The following is a 22,718-nucleotide window of genomic DNA, read 5'->3' as shown; positions in this document are numbered from 1 at the left end:
GTTTAGTTAGGAGTTTAAACTTTAGCAGATTTAACTGTTTTAATGATAACTGCAGCAACTTTGTATGGATCAGCAGCTGAGTTTGGACGACGATCTTCCAGGTAACCTTTCCAGCCTTTTTGAACGGTGTATAAAGGAATACGGATGGAAGCACCACGGTCAGAAACACCATAGCTATAATCGTGGATTGAAGCAGTTTCGTGTTTACCGGTTAAGCGTAACTCGTTGTGTGCACCATATACAGCAATACACTCAGCAACTGCCGGACGGAATGCTTCGCAAATTTTGTCGTAAATATCTTTGCTACCACAGGTTCTTAAAGTAGTATTTGAGAAGTTAGCATGCATACCTGAACCATTCCAGTCTAAAGCACCTAATGGTTTGCAATGCCAGTTGATAGAAACACCATGAGCTTCACCAACTCTTTCTAATAAGTAACGAGCAACCCAGATTTGGTCACCAGCTTCTTTAGCACCTTTAGCGAAAATCTGGAATTCCCACTGGCCAGCAGCAACTTCAGCGTTGATGCCTTCAACATTTAAACCAGCTTCAAGGCAAAGGTCTAAGTGTTCTTCAACAATCTCTCTGCCGAAAGCGTTTTTAGCGCCTACTGAGCAATAATATGGGCCTTGTGGAGCAGGGTAACCACCTGCCGGGAAACCAAGAGGTTTATCAGTTTCAGGATCCCATAAGAAATATTCTTGTTCGAAACCAAACCAAAAATCATTATCATCATCCTGGATGGTAGCACGGCCATTTGACTCATGAGGTACACCGGTTGAATCCAGTACTTCGCACATTACCAGGTAAGCATCTAATCTTCCCGGATCTTTACAAATAAATACAGGCTTCAAAACACAATCAGACGAACCGCCTGGTGCCTGCTCGGTTGATGAACCGTCAAAACTCCAATCCGGGCATTCTGATAATTTTCCGGTGAAGTCACTTACAATTTTAGTTTTGCTGCGCAGGCTTTGTGTTGGTTTGTAACCGTCAAGCCAGATGTACTCGAGTTTAGTTGCCATTTTTTAAGGATTTTATAATATTGGGTTTAAATCGCGTTTTTTATAACGTTATATACAAATATCGAGGCGAATTTAAATTATTTTTATAAAATTCATCATAAAATGTTAAAAAAATTAGAATTTTTTTTGAAAACACCTCTATGTGGTATTAATTTCGGCAAAATCCCAATAAAAGAATAATGCGGTGATGGTCTGCTCTTGAAAAATAGGCTAAAAAGTAAAAGTGAATTATTCAATAAACCGATTTTCCCGTAGTTTATTATTACTGATAAATTTATTTGGTGGTTTTGCTATTAGGGATTTTGATATTTTTAGTTTTACATTAGAATACAACCTTAATTGGCTTGCTTTTTAAAGTTATAATGCTCACTAAAATCTATTTATTATCTAAAAAAACTTCAGGACTGATATTGCTCGTTAATCAAATTGAATTTAATATAAATTTCTCAATTCAGAAACACTACATATTACACATTTTTTACGTTCTAAAAAATATAAATATCTATCTTCGGCCAATTTAATTTTCTATCTGCAAATCAAGTAAATTATGAAACCATTATTTGCGGCCAAATAAATCTAAACTGCTACATAATAGCTTCATAACGAATTAAAAACAAATTACTAATATGAAAATAACTGTTGTTGGTGCCGGAGCTGTAGGTGCTACCTGCGCGGATAATATCGCCAGGAAAGAATTGGCTGAAGAATTAATTTTGTTAGATATCAGAGAAGGTTTTGCTGAAGGCAAGGCTATTGATATGATGCAAACTTCAGCTTTATTGGGTTTTGATACCAAAATAAAGGGTGTTACTAATGATTATGCAGCTACCGCTGGTTCAGAAGTAGTGGTAATTACTTCAGGCTTACCACGCAAGCCGGGAATGACCCGTGAGGAACTAATCGGCACCAATGCAGGCATTGTAAAAAGCGTTACCGAAAATATTTTAAAATATTCTCCAAATACTATCATCATTGTGGTTTCAAACCCAATGGATACCATGAACTACCTTACCCTGAAAACTTCAGGTTTACCTAAAAACAGAATTTTAGGTATGGGTGGCGCTTTGGATTCAGCAAGGTTTAAATATTACTTGAGCCAGGAGCTTGGTTGCTCACCTGCTGATTTAAATGCTGTTGTTATCGGTGGTCACGGTGATACTACTATGATTCCTTTAATTAACCATGCTACCTGGAACAGCATTCCGGTGACTCAATTGTTAAGCAAAGAACAACAGGATAAAGTAGTTGCAGCAACTATGGTTGGTGGTGCTACTTTAACCAAATTAATCGGTACTTCTGCATGGTATGCACCTGGTGCAGGTACTGCTGCAATGGTTGAAAGCATTGTTCGCGATGAGAAAAAACTAATTTCGTGTGGTGTTGCGCTTGACGGTGAATATGGCCAGAAAGATATTTCTTTAGTTGTTCCGGTTATCCTTGGTAAAAACGGTTTTGAAAAGATTCTTGATTTCAAATTGAGCGATGCTGAACAAGCTGAATTTAACAAAAGCGCTGATGCAGTTCGTAACATGAACCAGGTTTTGGTTGATTCGAACTTATTATAGTAACAAATCTTTTAAGGGAAGAGGGCTTTTATCGATTGATAAAAGCCCTCTTTTGTATTTAATATGATAATTGAAAGCTAATAGGTACAGTATAACTTACTCTTACTGGTTTTCCATTTTGCACACCTGGCTTCCAAAGAGAAGATGAAATTTTAATAATCCGCACCGCTTCTTCATCGCAACCATCACCTATGCCGCGAACAACTTTAATATTGGTTAGAGTTCCATTTTCTTCAACAATAAAGTTCACAATTACACGGCCTTGTGTTCCGTTTCTCCTTGCTTCAGATGGATACCTAATGTTTTTGCCAATAAATTTATATAAACCTTCTATTCCGTCGGTAAACTTCGGGGGCGTATCGACCGAGACTAAAATTTGTTATGAGAGATAATGCACGGTTGACGCTTGATAAGTGCTCCATCATGATAGCTTTCCATAAAACCTGTACTATCAGTTACTGCAATCGTCCAAACACTATCACGCTTACCATCTACTATATTTCCTTGTTCTAACACTTTAGTGAAGTCATCATTGAATTTAATCCATTTCCCATGACCGTTTTCTGCGAGCACCTTTCCCGTTGAATCATTACATTCCTTATATAATAGCTCACGGTCACTCTCTATCAATTCATCGGTATAACTCTTTTTATTATAGAATTTACCATTTGGATAATATTCTATTAAATCTCCACTAGGGCTGCCCGTATCATAATTTTTTATACTCATTTTATGACCGTTTGGAAAGAAACTAATAACAGAACCCTGAAATTTCAAACCGGTAATCGTCGCATTTCCAATTAATCTGATTTTTCCATTTTTATAGTATTCCTTTATAATTGATAGGTTTTTATCAATACTTGTATCAGGAGGTAGAATCATGGCAAAATAATCAGCACTATCTTTTGTTGAAACGATCTTTCCTGATTTTGTAACGTAATAAACTGAAGTATCTTTTTTTTGTGCAAAAGCCAAAAAGAAGCATGCGCTTAAAATCAGCGTAAGTAAAGATTTAATCATTATATGTTTTTTGAATTTAAAAGTATTGGTTATTTTTTCTTACCTAACAAGAAAGTAATAGGTAATGTTAAAAGTACCCTTACAGCTTTCCCATTATGTATGCCTGGCTCCCATTTAGGAGATAGTTTCATTACAATTACTGCTTCCTCATCGCATCCACTGCCGATTCCTTTTATGGTCTTTATTTCGCTCAGGCTGCCGTCTTTCTCCACAACGAAAGATATCATAACCTTGCCCTGAACTGCATTCTTTTTGGCTTCGGCTGGATATTTAACATTGCTGCCAATAAACTTACTGAAGCCTTCAGACCCACCGGGAAATTCAGGAGCTTTTTCAACGTAAGAATAAATTTTTTCTCCGGATTTATATAAACTTGCAACACTTACAATTTTGCCATTTTTATATTCAGTAATTATCTCTACCGAATCTGACTTCCGGGAATGCCACTCCCCTTCTTCAATCCCATTTATGACAGGGCCTTCTTCCTTAACCTTTGTCAGTTCACTATTGAGTTTTAACCAGGTACCGTTGCCATTTTTTGCCAGTACTTTGCCATTGCTATCGCTGCAATCCTGCAATGATGTTTTTTCTTCGCCGGTGGCTAATTTGGTAATGGTTTCCCGGTTATAAAACATTCCGTTAGGATAATATTCAATAATATCGCCAATCATTTCACCATTCTCATAATTAGTAATCCGCATTTTATGACCATCAGGAAAAAATACGGTTACCTTGCCCTGAAATTTCAAATTCAGGTTATTGGTTTTTGAATATCCTAACAATTTAAGTTTACCGCTTTTATAATACCCTTTAATAATAAAAAGACTTTTATCTATGATACTATCAGGAGGTAGAAATACCATTTTGTAATCGGCATCATCTTTAGTATTAACAACAGCGCCTTTTTTATTTAAATAATAAACTGAGCTGTCATTTTTTTGAGCAAAGACAGTGCTCATCAGTAAAATACCTGTAATAGTAATAAGAATAGGCTTTAGCATCTCTTTAATATGTGGTTAAAGATAAACAGATTCTAAAATTTTTATCAATTGATCACTCAAATAATTAATCACAGTAATCAAAGTGTTCAAAAATGAATGCTTTGAACACTATAGTGCTCGTCGCGTTAAAGTTAATTTTATTCATATTTTGAATGTTTTATTTGTAAGGGTTAATTGTGTGTTTTTAGGCCGGTGCTATTCATGAAAAATCCTGATGCACAGTAGTGCATCAGGATTTCAAATGGTTTAAATTAGAAAGGAATTAGAAGTTCTTTGGAACAGCCTGACCTTTATTGGTATCCCACCATACAGCTGTTCCTCCATTATCTGGACCGCCAAGTAATGACACGCCACCAGCTACACCAGAAGCATTATTGGTATATTCGCTGGATGGATATGCTATCCTACGGATTTGCAAGGATGTACTTATAGTACCTCCGCTATTGTTAACCACAACAGGAAAAAGCCTTGGGTAACCAGTACGACGATATTCCGTCCAGGCTTCCCAGCCGCCATAAGGGAACATAGCCAGCCACTTTTGAGTGATGATCCGCTCCAAATTTTGTTCATTGGTTGCGCTGCTATTCCAGGCAATTGTAATTGTTGACATTGCATTGATACTTGCATTGTCAACACCTGCTTCAGGAGTTTGCGGATCTACATAATTAGCCTGTGTGCTGGTGTTATCGCTAAGGTAACTGCCAATAGAAGCACCCCAATAGGCGAATGAAGTATTTATACCTGTTTCATAATCTGTTTGTGCGCTTTCAGTGGTCCAGCCTCTTAATGCAGCTTCAGCCTTTAAAAACCAAACTTCAGACGCGTTGAAGAGTACCATAGGTGTATATTCCTGCATGATAGCAAAGTTAGGGGTAGAATATCCGCTATACATTGGTTTACCACCTACAGGTGTACCTGCACGTATCCCAACATATTGCCCTGCAATACTTGCAGGTGCTGTAGCCGGGGAAAGCATTTTTGATTCACGCGGATCATTATACCCATTTAAATAGGAAGTTAAAGCTGCGCCTGCGGCCAAATCTGTCCAGCTTGTACCTATCCACCATACGTCGTTATAATAGCCATAACCCGAAAGCTGGGCATTGTCTGCGTTAGTGGTAATTAAGCCACCCGGATCTGCAATAGCTTTTAACGCTTGCGTTTTAGCCGTAGTTGGGTCAATATTTACCAGGTGCATAGCTAACCTTAACCTTAACGAATTAGCATATTTTATCCATTCTTTGTAATCGCCGCTATATAACATGTCAAACTTTTTGAAAGGGGTCAGGCCCGGGTTAGCCGAAACATAAGCTGTAAGGTTAGTAACAGCAGTATCCAGTTGCAAAAAGAATGAATTGTAAACAGCTTGCTGGGAATCATAAGCTGTATTAGTACCGGATTGTCCAACCTTGCTGTAAGGTATTGGTCCGTAATAATCAGTAACCCTGCTCATGGCTTGTACCTGCATTATTAAAGCAATAGCCCAAAAGTGAGGGTTTGCAGTCCGTGTTCCTTTACCAGCTATTACTCTTACTGGTCCCATTACATTTTGATAAGCTATAGTATATACGCGCGAATTCCAGCCGTCTACTAAAGCATAGCTCTGGTTATTGATATTTCCCCTGAACGGGTCAGGAGACATATAGTAACCCGCATAGCAATCTGAATTTAAATTTTGCATCAGCTGATAATCCCCATTCACACCAAATATACCTTGCTGTATACCTGGGTAATACAAACCGACATTATTGAAATCGGGTTGTAATTCAGCATTCGTTATCCCAGTGTTGTCTGTATTATAGGAGTCGAAGTTTTTCGTACATCCATTCATTAGAATGATGCACGCGCTAACCAGGATACATTTACTTAAAGTATTAATCCCAATTAATTTATCTTTTAAAAAAGTTATATTTTTCATCACTAATTATTTTAAGATCAATTATTCACTAAAAGGTAACATTTAGTTGTGCTCCAATTCTACGGGTGGTAGGCTGGTTAAATACATCTACACCAGAAAGGCCGTTACCTGTTGACATAGTAACTTCAGGATCATAAGGTGCCTTTTTGTAGAAGTACAACAGGTTGTTTCCAATCACAGATAACCTAAGTGTTTTTATAAAACCACTTGTAACAGGGAAATTGTATCCCAATGAAGCCTGGCGTAAACGTACCACTGTTGCACTATACATATAAGCTTCAGCAATTCCCGAACGTCCTCCGATAGTTGAATACCAGGTGTAAGCATCTACCTTTGTTACTGCTTTTCCGCTTGGGTCAACAGCGTTAACAGTTACACCTCCAGCATCACGCGCTTGCCCGGTAACAAGTGATGTGCCGTAGCTATCCATCAGCATTTGGGTCATTGACATTACCTGGCCTCCAAACTTTCCGTCAACTAAGAAGTTCAATGAGAATTTTTTGTAGTTAAAGCTGTTGCTCCATCCCATTTGAAATTTCGGGTTCGGGTTACCTAATTTAACAAAAGTACCATTATTGATAGGTGCACCACTTGAGTTTACCATGATTTGGCCTGCAGCGTTTCTTTCATATTTAACGCCGTAGATATCACCGTATGAACCTCCTACAGCTAATGCAGACTCGTATGCATTAGGTCCGCTGCCTGTAAGTATAACCGGCGTGGTTGGAGCAGCAGGGTTAAGCTCAATAACCTTATTTTTATTGCTGGAGTAATTTAAGGATGAGTTCCATCCGAAATCACTACTTTTCAAAATATCATAGCCCAGGGTTAGTTCCACTCCCTGATTTTGGATATTTCCTGCATTTAAATAACCGGTAGTATATATACTGGAAGAACTGGGTGTATATTGAATAAATTGGTTGTAACTATTGGATTCATAATAGGTGAAACTAAAATTAAGCTTATTGTTTAATAATTTCAAGTCAACACCTCCTTCCTTTGATTTGGTATCGGTAGGCTTCAAATTATCGGGTACTTCTACTTGATTGAAGTTAACAGCACCGCCGCCTGCCAGGTAATTGATCGGGTTGGTGAGGTATGGTGGAATTGGCGAAGCAACCTCGGCATAGGAGCCACGTATCTTAGCATAACTAATAAAATCAGGTAGTTTGAACATATCGCTCAGGATAAATGATAAACCAATTGATGGATACGAATAAGAAAAATTATTGGTACCGGCCAACGATGCCAGCGTAGATGCCCAATCATTCCTTTCAGTAACGGTAAGATATGCCCAGCCTTTGTAAGAGAAGTTTACACTACCAAATATAGATTGAACCTGGTTACGGTTTGAAGGTAATGTAGCTGCGTTGGTGCTGGTTGATGTTAACACATTTTGCTGAATAAATACGTTTGGAATAGCAAGGCCTAAACCGGGGTTAAGTTTTGTTCCTATTGTATTATCATCAGTTATACTTGCACCTACCAAACCATCTATTTTAAAGTCTGATTTCATAGGTACTTTAAAGTTAGCTATTGCATCGCCGTAGCTTTGGGTAAGTGTTTGATCAGTGCGGGTATACTGCCCATTGGCCACGCTTAATACAGCGTTAGTGCCCGCATACAAATCCTGCTCCCATGTATCCGCTACACGGTCAACATTACCACGTACTTGTATGTTTAGCCAATCGGCTACGTCATATTTTAAGCTCGCGTTGAACAATGCCCGGTTACGTGTTGAATAGTTTGGATTTTTGTACAATATCCACCATGGGTTTTGTTGAATATCTTCATTAGCCACCCAGTTTTGGGTTAGTAATCCGTTACGTGCCGGTTGTGGTACGCCGTAATTGTTTTTATATGGAAGAATATCAACACCTACCGGGAACAAATACAGGCCTGGCAGGGTATTGAAATAAAATCCTTCACCTGGCGTATTATCTATTTTTTGGGTAATGTAATTGGTATTTACATCCAGTGTCAATTTATTATTCAAGAAATGTGCTGTTTCCCTGAAAGTGAAATTATTACGTTCCAGGCTATTGGTAGGCTGCACACCATTGGCGGTTGTGTTGGCATATGAAAAATAAGTTTGCGCCAAATCTGATCCGCTAGTGAAATTGAAGGCATTGGTGTAATTATTGCCGTGTTGATAAAAGTCACCCAGGTTATTAGCTGTGCTGGGTGTTGATAATTTTGCTCCCCAGCTTTGGTTTCCGTTTGGTGTTTCACCATACTCATTCTGGAATTTTGGTTTGTAAGAGATCGCATCATTAAGGTAAGATGATGAAAAATTGATCTGAGCTTTGCCAGCTTTACCTTTCTTAGTAGTTACCAGAATAACACCATTTGCAGCCTGGTAACCATAAAGTGCAGAAGCAGCAGCTCCTTCAAGTACAGTTATGCTTTCTATGTCGTCCGGGTTTAAGTTCGAGATACCGTCTCCACCATCCGGTGATCCACCATAAGTACCATTTGGCTGTCCGTTTGAGTTGGAAGTGTTGGTTATTGGCACACCATCGATTACATACAACGGCTGGTTGCCTTGTAGTGTATTTTTGCTACCACGTAAAATAACCTTAACTGAGCCACCAACACCAGATGAACTTGGCGAAATGTCAACACCGGCAACTTTACCGTTTAATGAATTCATCAGGTTGTCGCTTTTAACAGCATTTAACTCACTTCCTCCAACTACCTGGTTAGCGTATACCAGTGATTTTTCGGATCTTTTAACACCTAATGCAGTTACTACAACTTCCGTTAGCTGTTTTGAGTCTGCAGTTAAAACAACATTAACCGTTGGTCCGGTAACTTTAACTTCGGTTTTGTTATAGCCTATATAAGTAAAAACCAGTACATCTCCGGCATTTGCCTCAATAGTGAAGTTTCCGTTAACGTCTGATTGGGTACCTTTATCGGTACCTTTTAAAGCAATATTTACACCTACTAAGGGTTCACCGTTGGTATCTTTCACCGTTCCTTTAATAGTTGCAATAGCTTTTATAGTTTGTCCCGCATTTTCTTTAAATGCGTGCATATTATTACCTCCATAACTGTGGGCTTTTGCTCCCACGGCTATACAAGGTATTAATAAAGTAAATAGTAATTTTTTTTTCATTGTTGGGTTGTTTAGTTTGTTAATAATTTCGGAGCTAATTGTTCTTAATTTGATTTTCCCATATTTAATCTGTTTTTTAAAATGTTTGTAATCAGTTTATTAAATATTGTTTCTATTGCATATTAATGTATCAAAACGATTGTTTTTTAGATGAGACTTTGTTTTTAAAAAGCACAAAAGTCTTCCATTACATAATTTTATGTGTTCAAATTTTAATGTTATTACAATAAGTGTTGTGTAATCGTGCCCCGCTATACCAATCTTAGGACCTGTTGTTTTTTCACCTGTTGATTGGTATTATTCATTAATGTCAGGCATCGCAAGCCAAGGCTTGCTTTAATTGTTTTTGATGATACGTAATTGTTTAATCAAATGGTTATTATTAATATTAGTTAATGTTGAATTTTTATCATTTTTTAAGCGCGAATTTTAATTGAAATGTTATTAAAGCAATACAATATTTTACAATAGGTACTGTTTTGAGCAATTTTTATTCGATTTTTCACACTAAAACATTAGTTTTATTTTGTTTTTTTAATTCATCTAAAAACGAACATAAGCAATTTTACTTAATAATAACAAATTCTTTTTAAATTTTTTTAAAAAGAATCCAGTGTTGTTTTTATCTTAGTATTAATTTGTCTGATAATCAATTGTTTATGTTAAAAAAAGCGAAATTATATGTTAGGAAATAATTAGTTTGTTAACATGGATGTTACGTTGTGTTAAAGAAAAAATGCTATAAAAAAAATCCTGGCTCTATTTATAGAGCCAGGATTTATAATATAATATAAAGCAAAACAAAATTTTATTTTATATTTTCTCCATTAAAACAAAGTAATGGACTGAATAATTGATTTATTTAAAAATATCATTTGATATATTACTGTTCACTTCAGTTGTCTTGACTTTAAATTCAATCGGTTGCCCTACTACTGTAGTTTTTTCAGAGAACGGTATTTTTATCCCGGTTTGGATATCTCTGTAGTCGCTCCATTCCATTTGGGTGCTGCCTTTTACATCGGTAAATTGTTTTAATTTAAGGCCGGTTTTCTGATCATAAAAGTAGTTTACTTTTGTACCATCCGGCATAGTTACTTTTACAAGGTAGGCCAGCTGACCATTAATAACTTTTATTGTTGGATCAAGTTGCATGCTATAACCACTTTTATTAAAATCAAGCTCAGGGAAAAGTTTATAACGGGCTTTAACCGCGCCTTTTTCAGTAGCCGGAATTACAGCTTGTTTTCTCATCTGCATCACATTTAAACTGTCTCCATTAATAATGATATGGCTAACATTTAAATTGTTATAGGCAGGCACAGAAATATCCTGAAAAAACTCGTCAGGTGTTTTATACTTATTTACCCTTATTACGGCTAAGCCCTGTACAGAACCTTCTGCATTTATAGTAAGATCTTTTACGTCCTTTAATCTGTTTTCACCACCGATGGCATCAATATAGGTTTTTATAACTGTTGCAGCAGTTACTCCCTGCGGAATAGCTATACCGCTAAATGAATTGTTTTCAGGATTAACATCAGGCAAAACATGGTCAGGGTCAATAATGGCATATTCAATTTTTGAGGTTGATTTATAGGCAAAAGTCCAGCTAGCACCGCGTTGCCATATTTCTGCAGGTAAGTTAACTGTTCCGGTCTTGCCGTTTTCTTCTTTGATGGCAATAGTTACCGGCATGGCCATTTCTTCCAGGTTTTCAATGGTGATCAATGCTCCTTTTGAGGGGTCATTGTCCTGATAATCTATCGATTTAACGGCCTGGTCAAGTTTCCAGGTGTTAAAGAACCATTCATTCCAAAACCAGCTTAGGTCTTCACCTGCAGCATTATCAATGGTATGGAAAAAGTCCCATGGAGTTGGGTGCTTAAATGCCCAACGTTTAATGTATGTTTGAAAAGCATAATCAAAGCGCTTTTCGCCTAATATCTGCTCACGTAAAATGGTTAAGCCTAATGCCGGTTTCTCATATGCTGCATAACCTAAGTAATCTGGCTGAATAACATCAGGTGTATTCATAATGGCATCAGCATCTGCTGAAAACATATTGGGTGCAGCCATATGCTGATCTTGCGGCTCAAAATATTCGCCTTTATTAAAAACTTTAGTGTCTACCTTATTGATAAAAGTATTGAAACCTTCATCCATCCATGCATATTTACGTTCATTTGAACCTACAATCATCGGGAACCAGTTATGACCAAACTCATGGTTAGTAACTTCCCATAATGCACCACTTTGGTTATCCGATCCGCAAAATACAATGCCAGGATATTCCATCCCCCCTACTATGCCTGCTACGTTGGTAGCTACCGGGTAGGTATATTCAAACCATTCGTTAGAGTAAAGCTCAATACAAGCTTTTACATACTCAGTTGAGCGGCTCCAAGCACCCATGCCTTTACTTTCAACCGGGTAAACGGATTGTGCCAGTGCTTTTTTACCACTTGGCAGGTTTATCCGTGCGGCATCCCACATAAATGCTTTTGATGCTGCCCATGATACATCACGTGAGTTTTTGCAGAAGAAATGCCAGGTAAGAGTTGGTTTTTGAGGATGCAGATCAGGGTTGTTTAACTCTGCCGAATCTTTGATCATTACCGTTTTGTCGCTGTTTTTAGCTGAAGCAAGGCGGCTTATAATTTTAGGTGTTAATACTTCCAGTGGATTCAGCAATTCGCCTGAGCCAACCACCACCATATTTGATGGAGCGGTTACCGTGTAATCGAAATTGCCATATTCCAGGTAAAACTCTGATGCGCCCATGTACGGAATCACATTCCATCCGGTAACATCATCATATACTTCCATGCGTGGGTACCATTGGGCAAGCTCATAAATCCAGCCGTTTTTAAATAATTTACGCCCCATTCTATCGGTACCATATTCCGGTACATCAAAAGCATAATCAATTTTTATTAAAAGCTTACTGCCGCCTGATCTTAAGGTATCACTCAGCTTTATTTGCATACGGGTGTCGGTTACCAGGTAATCAACTTTTTCTTGTTTCCCGTTTTTAATTACATAAACGCCTTTAATTTCATCACCATTAGTAAAGGTTTTATTAGTGAAACGTCCGCCGGTTACGGGGCTGGTAGCTTCACCGCGAGAATCTTCGCGATAAATATTCTGGTCAACCTGCAGCCACAAAAATGAAAGTGGATCCGGACTATTATTGGTATAAGTAATTACAGTTGTACCGCTAACACGATGTTTGGCTGTATCTAACGTAACGTTGAGTTTATAATCAGCATGGTTTTGCCAGTATTTTACGCCCGGCGCACCTGATGCGGCGCGGTATTCATTTCCCTTAGCTGGGTAAAACAGCGGTGAAAATACCTTGTGCTGGTCGTATTTTGCCGGTGATTGATCAGTACTTTGCGCATTTACGTTATGCACGCCGATACCTACTAATAAAGCCAGTAGACTTTTGTAAAGTTTCATTTGTTGGATGTTTTTGATTTTTAAAGGCAAGTTATATAAAATATTCAGGTGTATTAATATTAAAATAATATCGGTTGTCTACTTTGCAACGCTGTAAAACGGTAAGACGCACAGCGCAACATTAATGTTACAGCAGCGTTTATAAAACATATTCTTTTAATCTTTGTATATTAGTTAAATAATATCTTTAGATATAAACATGCAATTGTATAAAACAGCCAAAATATATTTCAGCTTAGCTGTATTATTATTGGTAGCAAAACCTTTTTTAGGGTTTGGCATGTTTAGTCGTATCCATCCACCTGCTGATGAAAATATTTTTGTTAAGGCTTTTAATAAGCGTAAACAGGAATATTCGGAAGATAGTAACAATGACTTCAATACTTTACTGAAAAAGCTGGCAGAACCTGCCAAATTATTTTTTTTACGCTTTTTATATTTTTTGAATATACTTTTTCCAGCTGTTTTTGCAGCCGGAATATCGATAACTACAGGTTTATTAAATAAAATACGGTCAGATCTCTCTGATGGTAAACAAGTCTGGCTGCTCAACAGCACGCTCCTCATTTGATGATAGTTTATTAGCCATAAATATGGCTGATTGGTAAACAGTTATAGCTGTTTTATTAAACTATTTCATTCATTAATTTCTTAAATAAATGTTAACCTCAAAAAGATGCATTTGCATTTTGTTGTTGCTTTTTATGGCGATAACTGCAGATGCACAGCAATCACCCATAGTAACTTTAAAAGCGTTACTTAATTCAGTTGATCAAAAAGCACCAACACTGATAACCGATTCGGCTGCTATACTTATCCGTAAGGCACAGGCCGCTGAAACACGAAACAACTGGCTTCCTGATCTTACTTTAAACTACCAGGCCGATGTCGGTACCAGTAATAATGTTACCGGCCCTTATTTCGGTTTGGGTGTCGTACCTTCCAGTTCAGGTGGTATTCATAACACAAATGTAACAACAGCTTTATCCGACAATTTGGGTATTGCTGCTCTTAATTGGGAAGTTTACAACTTTGGTAAATATGGTGCTCAAAATAAAGTTGCCAATGCAGATATCAATGTTGAACAAAATCAATACGCCCAATCAAAATACGATTTAAGGGCTTATACCATAAGCAACTATTTGCAATTACTGCGTTTGCAGGATTTTTTGGGCATTCAATACCGCAATATTCAGCGTACGGAACAAATTTTGCGTTCCATTATGTCGCTTGCTAAAAGTGGTGTACGTGCTGGTGTGGACACCAGTATAGCTCAGGCCGAGTTATCTAAAGCCAGGCTGAATTATATTGAACTTAATGATCAGCTTAAGCAGGTACAGCTACAACTTTCAGCAGTAAGCGGACTTCCCTATCAGTCAATTGAGCCCGATACCACGATTGAGAAAACGCTGATTGCTAAGTCATCGGCCTATTTATTTCCTGCTGATACTGTTAATCATCCCATTATTAATTATTACCGGTCTGTTTATGAAAATAATCTGCAAAGGGAAAGCCTGGTCAAAAAGCTTTACAATCCCAAAATATCTGTTCTTGCAGCAGCGTGGGGGCGCGGATCAAGCGTTGATGCATCAGGAAACTATAACAGTCTTTCAAGTGGATATGATTTTCAACGAGGTAATTATCTGGTAGGTATAGGGATTTCTTATAATTTATTTGATCTGCGGAGGATGCAGTTAAAAGAACACACTCAAAAAGCCAGTACCGATTATGCTTATAAAAAATTGCAGGAACAACAACAATTGCTTGCTATAAGTGCGAATCAGGCTGATGTAGAGATGCAAACTGCGCTAAGTCGGCTTAAAGAAATCCCCAATCAGTTAAAAGCAGCTAATGACAGTTATCGGCAAAACCTTTCATTGTATAGAAATGGCTTGTCGGATATTATTACGCTAGACGCTGCACTTAATATTCTTTACCGGGCAGAGACCGACTATATGCAGGCAAAATACGATTACTCGAACGCTTTATTCCGCAAAGCCATTACTGAGAACCAGGTTGATGCTGTTTTAAACTTGTTAAAATAAAAAGATATGTCAATGATCACCTCCGCACTAAAAAGGCCCATCACGGTAATAGTAGTTACCATGAGCCTTTTAATATTTGCAGTGCTTAGTGCAATAAAAATCCCTATAGATATTTTCCCTCAACTTAACCTTCCAACTATTTATATCATAGAATCCTATGGGGGAATGTCACCCCAGCAGATGGAGGGCTTTTTTTCTACCCGTTTGCAGGATCAATTTCTGTATGTGAATGGTATAAAAAATATCAGCAGTAAAAATATCCAGGGTTTAACCCTTATTAAGCTTTCATTTTATGAAAGCACCAATATGGCCGAAGCTTCGGCAGAAGTGGCCTTGCAGGTTAATCGGGCGCAAAGCTTTTTCCCACCAGGTGCTTTGCCGCCGCAGGTAATCAGGTTTGATGCTTCTTCACTTCCTGTTGGTGAACTGGTGATGGATAGTAAAAGCGAAAGCCTGAAAGATATTTATGATATGGCAGCAACCCGTATCCGGCCTATGTTTTCTACTATCCCTGGATTGTCAGCCCCACCTCCTTTCGGCTCAAATGCAAGGTCAATTATATTGAGTATTGATCCAAATAAACTGCGCAGTTTTGATCTTACTCCCGATGAAGTAGTTACGGCATTATCCAATTACAATGTAATGTCGCCATCAGGTAATCTCAGGCTGGGGAATGAAATGTATCTCACTACCATGAACTCGTTGATCAACAACGTAAGTAGTTTTGGCGATATCCCTGTAATTACCAAAAATGGCATACCCATTTATGTAAAAGATATTGCGCGGGTAACTGATGCGGCTGATATAACAGTTGATTATGCACTCATAAATGGTAAACGCTCAGTATATATTCCTGTAGTTAAAACCGCGGATGCTTCTACCTGGACAGTTGTTCAGGATCTGAAAAGCAAGCTACCCGAAATGCAGAACCTGCTTCCTGACGATGTCAAAATAACCTATGAGTTTGACCAGTCCATTTTCGTGGTAAATGCAGTAAAAAGCCTGATGACCGAAGGTGCTTTGGGTGCTTTGCTCACCGCCTTGATGGTATTACTTTTTCTGGGTGATCTGCGCAGCTCTATAATTGTAGTAACCACCATACCGGTATCTATATTAATAGGCGTACTGCTATTAAGTTTATTTGGGCAAACCATTAACCTAATGACTTTGAGCGGACTCTCGCTGGCCATTGGTATTCTGGTTGATGAATCGACAGTGACTATTGAAAATATTCACCAGCACCTGGAAATGGGAAAGTCTAAAAAGCTTGCCATACATGATGCCTGCGTAGAGATTGCGTTCCCTAAATTGCTTATATTATTATGTATACTGGCTGTATTTGCTCCCTCGTTTATGATGAATGGCGTGCCAAGAGCCATGTTTTTACCCCTGTCGCTCTCCATCGGCCTAACCATGATTGTTTCTTTTTTACTATCACAAACAATGGTTCCGATTTTTAGTAATTGGATCATGAATGCAGAGCGCTATCAGCATTATGTACATCATAAGAAGCATGCGCATGCAGGGGAAGCTTTAGATCGGCCGGAAGAAATACAGGTAAATATGCATTTGGAAGAAGAAGAAGCGCATCCGGAAGAAAATAGCTTTTTTGAAAGGATGAAAATGGGTTATATGAACACCATCTCCCGTATGATGCCTTCTAAAAAAATCATCGTTCCGGTTTACCTTGTAGTAATTATCGGCCTGGCTGCAACTTGTTTTGTTTTTATAGGGAAAGATATGATGCCTAAATTAAACAACGGACAGTTTCAGATAAGGCTAAAAGAACCTGAAGGCACTCGATTAGAACGTACAGAAGATAAATTTAAACAGGTTTTGCAAATTATTGACAGAACAGTAAATCACCATGTAAAAATCACTTCTGGTTATATTGGTTTGGTTCCAAGTAGTTTTGGCAGCAGTAATTTGTATGTATTTAATACAGGTACCCACGAAGCTGTTTTACAGGTAAACCTTGATGAAGATTACAAGGTGAACATGGACGAATTGAAAGATGCCCTACGTAAGAATATTAAATATGAATTACCCGAAATGACCATCAGTTTTGAACCGATTGACATGACGGAAAAGATTATGAGCCAGGGGGCATCAACCCCGATACAGGTTCAGGTTGCCGGAAAAAATATGCAGCAAATTGAAGCTTACGGTGATAAAGTTTTAAATAAGTTCAAACAAATTCCGTATCTGCGCGATGTGGAAATAGATCAACCCTTAAAGTTTCCGGTTATTGCTATAACACTGGATAGGTTGAAAGTTTCCCAGCTTGGTCTTAATATAAAAGATATTTCAAGATCGGTTACTGCAAGTACTTCTTCAAGTCGCTTTTCGGAGAAAAATTTATGGTTGGATAATAAAAATGCCTACACCTATCAGGTGCAGATCCAGGTGCCCGAATATGTGATGAATACTATGGATGAACTAAAGGAAATTCCATTGTTAAAGGGTAAAAGTAGTCCAACCCTTGCAGATGTTGCCGAATTTAAGGTTGATTATCAGCCCGGCGAGTATGATCGCACAGGCCCGCGCCGTTTCATCACCATAAGTGCAAATATTTATAAAAAAGACCTGGGATCAGCCACGGCTGATGTACAAAAGGCCGTAAATTCATTAGGGAAGCCACCAAAAGGTCTTATTGCTGAAATTGGTGGAATGTCGAGTCTCTTGACTGAAACCTTAAATAGTTTGCAAAATGGTTTAGCTTTTGCTATCCTGGTCATATTTCTGCTATTGGCAGCAAATTATCAATCTTTTAAGGTTTCTTTAACGGTTTTATCAACCATTCCGGCGGTAATATTAGGATCAATAACCGCTTTATTGTTAACGGGTTCAACGCTTAATCTGCAATCATACATGGGGATGATCATGTCGACCGGTGTATCTGTTGCAAATGCCATTCTTATCGTTACTAATGCCGAGAAACTGAGACTTGAATTTCGTGATTCAAGCAAAGCGGCCATAACTGCCGCTTCTATACGTTTGCGCCCTATTTTAATGACCAGTATGGCTATGATTGCAGGCATGATCCCAATGGCTTCTGGCCTTGGGGAGGCCGGGGAACAAACTGCTCCGCTAGGCAGGGCAGTAATTGGCGGCCTGTTTGCCTCAACATTGGCTGCCCTATTTATTTTACCGCTGGTTTTTGCATGGGTTCAAAATAAAACTACTTATGATGATCCATCACTTATGCCAGAAGAATTAATCCAAATCAATCTATTAGAAATTCAACACCATGAAATATAAATCGTATTTGTTATTGGCTGTAATCGTTTTTTTTGCAGCCTGTTCCGGAAATAATAAACCGGTAGACTTAACAGCCCAAACAACTCAGATCAGCAAATATCAGTTTGGTAATGTATCAGAAAAAGCATTATCAAGTTCTGCGCGGCTACCGGGGCTATTAGTCCCTTTTAATGAGGTCAATTTATTTCCCAAAGTTAACGGTTTTGTTAAACAGCTTTTTGTTGATCGTGGTTCCATTGTAAAAAAGGGACAGTTATTAATGATTCTTGAGGCACCCGAAATGGAATCTGAGCTGCAGGCTGCTAATTCAAAATACCTTCAGGCACAGGAAAATGCCATAGCCAGCAAGGAAAAATATGAACGCCTTAAAGAAGCAGCCAAAGAACCTGGTTCCGTATCGCCTTTAGATCTGGATAATGCAAGCGCTAAAACGAAAGCTGATAATGCATTGGCACAATCAGAATTATCCAATGTGGGTTCTGTTAAAACTATGTTGGGCTATCTGCGTATTTATGCGCCATTTGATGGAATGATTGTTCAACGAAATGTTTCGCCGGGGGCATTGGTAGCGCCGGGTAAAGAAACAGATCAGCCTATGCTGATTATACAGGATATCAACAAAATGCGTCTTACCGTTTATATTCCGGAAGATTATGTAGATAAGGTTGACCTGAACCAACCCGTAACATTTACTTTTAATGCGATGCCTGGTCTGCAACAAGCAGCCAAAATAAGTCGATCAGCCAACGCCTTGGGTAGTATGCGGCAGGAAGCCATTGAGATTGATATACAGAACCCAAACGGCAAATTAAAGCCCGGTATGTATGCCGAAGTAAATATCCCTATGCTATCGGGGGCCAAATCATTACTGGTACCTAATAGCGCTATCATCCGCTCAACCGAAAAAGAATATGTTATTGCCGTGCGAAATGGCAAGGCCAACCTGATAATGATTAAGGAAGGGTTGATAAATGATGATTCGACAGAAGTTTTTGGTGATCTTAAGCCCAATGACAAATTGCTGATCCATGCTTCCGACGAAATTAAACAGGGGGATAACATTAAATAACTTCTGATTTTTTTGTTCCATACTCTATAACCGGCAGCCTTAAAAGCTGCCGGTTATTTTATAGTACTAATTAATTGTATATATTCTTATAATTATATTGAGTTAATTTTAATGTAATAAATTAAATGCAAACAGGCAGTTTACTCGTAATGAATATTTGTTTCCTAATGGTTGAATTTATCTATTGAGAAATATATAGATATGATTTATAGTTAAATAAATATTAAAATATGCTTTATTGTTAATAATTTAATTATTATATCAAATAATGAGAAATATGAAAACAATTTTGATTTATTATGCTTTATAGTTAATCATAATTATTCATCCTAAAAATTATCAATTAATGAAAGCAAAATTAATCGCCGCCCTGATTGTAGTTTCGTTTGCAAGCTGCAAAAAAGATTATTCTACAAAACCCTCACCCTTTTATGTAGGAGAAATGACAAGGTTAGATGGTGTTAACCCAAAAAGTTCATACGTACCCTACAATTGCTGCACGTGTCCTTGTAAAATAACGTCCGAATACACGGAAACTAATAGCATGTATTGGTATTATGATATCGTAGATATGAATGATACTACGCTAACGCATGTGGCAAATACTCAGCTAAAAAAATATTAATAAGTATGAAATATTTGTACTGTATTTGATCTGCTTAATAATGGTGTTTTTACAATACTAGAGCTCACTATACTTTAACTCCTCTAAACAACACACGCAAGCTAATAATAGCTTGCGTGTGTTGTTTCTTTACAATTTCTCTCCTTGTTATAAAAAATTTAATAATATTAAGTCATTGTTTATTAAGTACTTAATTATTATTATGTTTAATTTTTAACATTTTATTAATATTTATTTGTGAATTAGGATATTCGATATATCTTTACACTACTAAATTGATAGATTTAATAGGAGATTGAAAAAAGAAATGAAAACGTCTAGACAACATTTGCACATTAACTACACATCAAACTGCTACCCAATTAGCCTTAATAGCTGTATGTGCTGTTGTTGATTATATGCAGTCAGCCACATAACAGAGGAATAATAACTTAACTTTTCACGATTAATAAAAACACATGAAATTACCTTACGTAATCAGAACGGTACTCTTATTGAGTATACTTTTTAGCGCTTTAATAAGTAAAGCACAGCAAAATGATGACCTTTTAAATGTATTGATAAAAAAAGGCGTATTAACCCAGCAGGAAGCAGATTCCATTCGCTCAGATCAGGCTGTAAAAGAACAGGCAAAAAAGGATAAAGAGAAACAAAATCAGCATGGTATTACCATTGGTAGCCGTGCCCTTCAAATAAGCGGGTTGGTGCAAACAGAATATGAGGGTTTTCAGCAAACAGGCGTTAATAATACTTTCTTATTGCACCGCGCACGTTTGGACGTAAAAGGCGATATTGACGATAACTGGAACTATGAAGTTTATACAGAGTTTGCGGGTACAACCAAATTACTGGATGCTTATACCACTTATAAAATAGCAGACTTTTTAAAGTTCACTGCCGGCCAGTTTAAAGTACCTTATTCATTAGAAAGCTTAATTGCTGATAGTCAGCTTGATTTTATTGACCGCTCTCAGGTTGTTAACGCCCTTGCTGGCAGGTCCACCGACGTAATCGGCAATCAAAATGGCCGTGATATCGGTATTCAAATAAACGGAAGTTTTGTAAAAATAGATGGTCGTTATTTATTTGATTACACCTTAGGTGTTTTTAATGGTGCGGGTTATGATGTCACCACAGATAACAATGGACATAAGGATTTTGCAGGTAGATTTAGCGTACATCCAATCACTGATTTGACGGTATCAGCAGATTTTTATAACGGACAGGGCAACTACGGAACTCCTGCAAAAAACCAAAAGCGTGACCGCGGTGGTTTTGATGCCCGTTATGTAATAGGTGGATTAGGGTTACAAGCCGAATATGACTATGGTACTGATGGAATCATTAAAAGAAAAGGCTGGTACGGGCAAGCTACTTATTTTGTAATTCCTAGCAGGTTGCAACTAGCTGCAAAATATGATAATTATGATCCTAATGAAGTATCTACAAATGTTACTACTAATTATTATACAGGCGGAGTTAACTACTTCTTTAACAACTGGGCACGTTTAGCGATAAATTATGTTGATCGCCGTGAAGAAGGCACACAGATTAAGAACAATCTGTTTGAGACACAATTGCAACTCACTTTTTAATATAACCACCTATGAAAAAAATACTCAAATACAAAATACTAACAGTGGCTATTGCCGCAGTTAGTATTTTAACAATAGCATCGTCTTTTGTAAAAAGACCTCCCGTTATTGCTCCAGCAGATGACGTTGAAGGTACTATTAATATATCAGGGGCATTTGCCTTGTATCCGATAACGGTAAAGTGGGCTAGTGAGTTTAAAAAGCTTCACCCCAAAGTTGTTTTTAACATATCGGCTGGCGGTGCAGGTAAAGGTATTACCGATGCGCTATCTGGCCTGGTTGATATAGGCCTTGCTTCGAGGGATATAGATCCATCCGAAGTAAAAAAGGGTGCATATACAGTTTATGTGACAAAAGATGCTGTTGTGCCAACTTTTAATACCGGAAACCCTGATGCTGCTCAATTATTAGAAAAAGGGGTTAAAAGAGATCAGTTTTTAAACATTTTTGTTAACGGAACAATTAAAAGCTGGAACCAACTGGCCGGTAAAGTTGCTGCGCCAATACATATCTACACCAGGTCTGACGCGGCCGGTGCAGGTGAAACCTGGGCTAAGTATTTTGGCAAGAAGCAGGAAGACTTATTGGGTGTGGGCGTTTATGGAGATCCGGGCCTGGCACAAGCAGTAAAAAAAGACCCTGCAGGAATAGGCTATAACAATCTTGCTTATTTGTACGATCTGAAGACCCGCAAACAAGTAGCAGGAGTCCATGCTTTACCTATTGATGTAAATGGCAATGGTAAAATTGATGCCAACGAAAACTTTTACAGCACTATTGACGACCTAACAGCAGCCATTGCCGATGGTCGATACCCTTCACCCCCAGCCCGTAACCTTGGTTTTCTGTTTAAAGGCAAGCCAAAGAAAAAAGAACTGGTTGAGTTTGTAAAATATGTATTATCCGACGGGCAAAAGTTTGTTGAAGAGAATGGTTATATCGCTCTTTCAAAAGCTAAAATTCAGGAAGAGCTTAAGAAGGTACAGTAAGTTTATAGTTCAAGGCAGCGGC

At 37.9% G+C, this 22,718-nt stretch carries 14 protein-coding genes; 7 read left to right on the top strand and 7 right to left on the bottom strand.

All coding sequences use genetic code 11. The annotated features are described in order from the left end of the window. Positions 1 to 14 precede the first annotated feature (14 nt). Complete coding sequence (locus JN11_RS16245) at positions 15 to 1,025, bottom strand: glutamine synthetase beta-grasp domain-containing protein (protein ID WP_144914229.1); 1,011 nt, start codon at positions 1,023 to 1,025, stop codon at positions 15 to 17. Positions 1,026 to 1,651: 626 nt separating this feature from the next. On the opposite strand from JN11_RS16245, the gene mdh reads away from it, so the two are divergent. Continuing rightward, positions 1,652 to 2,590, top strand: coding sequence for a malate dehydrogenase (gene mdh / locus JN11_RS16240; protein WP_144914228.1), 939 nt, complete (start codon positions 1,652 to 1,654; stop codon positions 2,588 to 2,590). Positions 2,591 to 2,648: 58 nt separating this feature from the next. Here the strand turns inward: mdh and JN11_RS24780 are convergent, their stop codons facing one another. The 6 genes from JN11_RS24780 to JN11_RS16210 all read right to left on the bottom strand — a co-directional run bounded on the left by JN11_RS24780 (position 2,649) and on the right by JN11_RS16210 (position 13,112). Then, positions 2,649 to 2,891 carry an energy transducer TonB gene (locus JN11_RS24780; protein ID WP_262713290.1) on the bottom strand — a complete coding sequence of 81 codons (243 nt, stop codon included), beginning with the start codon at positions 2,889 to 2,891 and terminating at the stop codon, positions 2,649 to 2,651. Positions 2,892 to 2,959: 68 nt separating this feature from the next. Further along, the gene (locus JN11_RS16230) at positions 2,960 to 3,610 is read right to left on the bottom strand and encodes a toxin-antitoxin system YwqK family antitoxin (RefSeq protein WP_144914225.1); all 651 of its coding nucleotides are present in this window, start codon (positions 3,608 to 3,610) and stop codon (positions 2,960 to 2,962) included. Between the two features lie 29 nt (positions 3,611 to 3,639). Then, positions 3,640 to 4,611 carry an energy transducer TonB gene (locus tag JN11_RS16225; RefSeq protein ID WP_144914223.1) on the bottom strand — a complete coding sequence of 324 codons (972 nt, stop codon included), beginning with the start codon at positions 4,609 to 4,611 and terminating at the stop codon, positions 3,640 to 3,642. Positions 4,612 to 4,873: 262 nt separating this feature from the next. Next, complete coding sequence (locus JN11_RS16220; RefSeq protein WP_246139029.1) at positions 4,874 to 6,442, bottom strand: SusD/RagB family nutrient-binding outer membrane lipoprotein; 1,569 nt, start codon at positions 6,440 to 6,442, stop codon at positions 4,874 to 4,876. Positions 6,443 to 6,557: 115 nt separating this feature from the next. Continuing rightward, positions 6,558 to 9,650 (bottom strand): SusC/RagA family TonB-linked outer membrane protein, encoded by a 3,093-nt coding sequence (locus tag JN11_RS16215; protein WP_144914219.1) that lies wholly within the window; start codon positions 9,648 to 9,650, stop codon positions 6,558 to 6,560. Positions 9,651 to 10,508: 858 nt separating this feature from the next. Then, complete coding sequence (locus JN11_RS16210) at positions 10,509 to 13,112, bottom strand: M1 family metallopeptidase (protein WP_170227772.1); 2,604 nt, start codon at positions 13,110 to 13,112, stop codon at positions 10,509 to 10,511. A gap of 199 nt (positions 13,113 to 13,311) precedes the next feature. Between JN11_RS16210 and JN11_RS16205 the strand changes: the two genes are divergently transcribed. The 6 genes from JN11_RS16205 to JN11_RS16180 all read left to right on the top strand — a co-directional run bounded on the left by JN11_RS16205 (position 13,312) and on the right by JN11_RS16180 (position 22,696). Next, positions 13,312 to 13,683 carry a hypothetical protein gene (locus JN11_RS16205; protein ID WP_144914218.1) on the top strand — a complete coding sequence of 124 codons (372 nt, stop codon included), beginning with the start codon at positions 13,312 to 13,314 and terminating at the stop codon, positions 13,681 to 13,683. 133 nt (positions 13,684 to 13,816) lie between these two features. Beyond that, on the top strand, positions 13,817 to 15,157 hold the full coding sequence (locus tag JN11_RS16200) for a TolC family protein (protein WP_246139028.1): 1,341 nt from the start codon (positions 13,817 to 13,819) through the stop codon (positions 15,155 to 15,157). A 6-nt stretch (positions 15,158 to 15,163) separates the two neighbouring features. Further along, on the top strand, positions 15,164 to 18,418 hold the full coding sequence (locus JN11_RS16195) for an efflux RND transporter permease subunit (RefSeq protein WP_144914214.1): 3,255 nt from the start codon (positions 15,164 to 15,166) through the stop codon (positions 18,416 to 18,418). Then, the gene (locus tag JN11_RS16190; protein ID WP_144914213.1) at positions 18,408 to 19,487 is read left to right on the top strand and encodes an efflux RND transporter periplasmic adaptor subunit; all 1,080 of its coding nucleotides are present in this window, start codon (positions 18,408 to 18,410) and stop codon (positions 19,485 to 19,487) included. The genes JN11_RS16195 and JN11_RS16190 overlap by 11 nt, the downstream gene beginning before the upstream one ends. Before the next feature lie 1,083 nt (positions 19,488 to 20,570). Further along, positions 20,571 to 21,707, top strand: a complete 1,137-nt coding sequence (locus JN11_RS16185; protein WP_144914211.1) for a porin — start codon at positions 20,571 to 20,573, stop codon at positions 21,705 to 21,707. Positions 21,708 to 21,718: 11 nt separating this feature from the next. Next, positions 21,719 to 22,696, top strand: a complete 978-nt coding sequence (locus JN11_RS16180; RefSeq protein ID WP_144914210.1) for a PstS family phosphate ABC transporter substrate-binding protein — start codon at positions 21,719 to 21,721, stop codon at positions 22,694 to 22,696. Positions 22,697 to 22,718 lie beyond the last annotated feature (22 nt).

The organism is Mucilaginibacter frigoritolerans (assembly GCF_007830615.1).
In the GTDB taxonomy this organism is placed as follows: domain Bacteria; phylum Bacteroidota; class Bacteroidia; order Sphingobacteriales; family Sphingobacteriaceae; genus Mucilaginibacter; species Mucilaginibacter frigoritolerans.
Note: the sequence above shows the minus strand (reverse complement) of the source record. Positions and strands in the feature narration are given on the sequence as shown.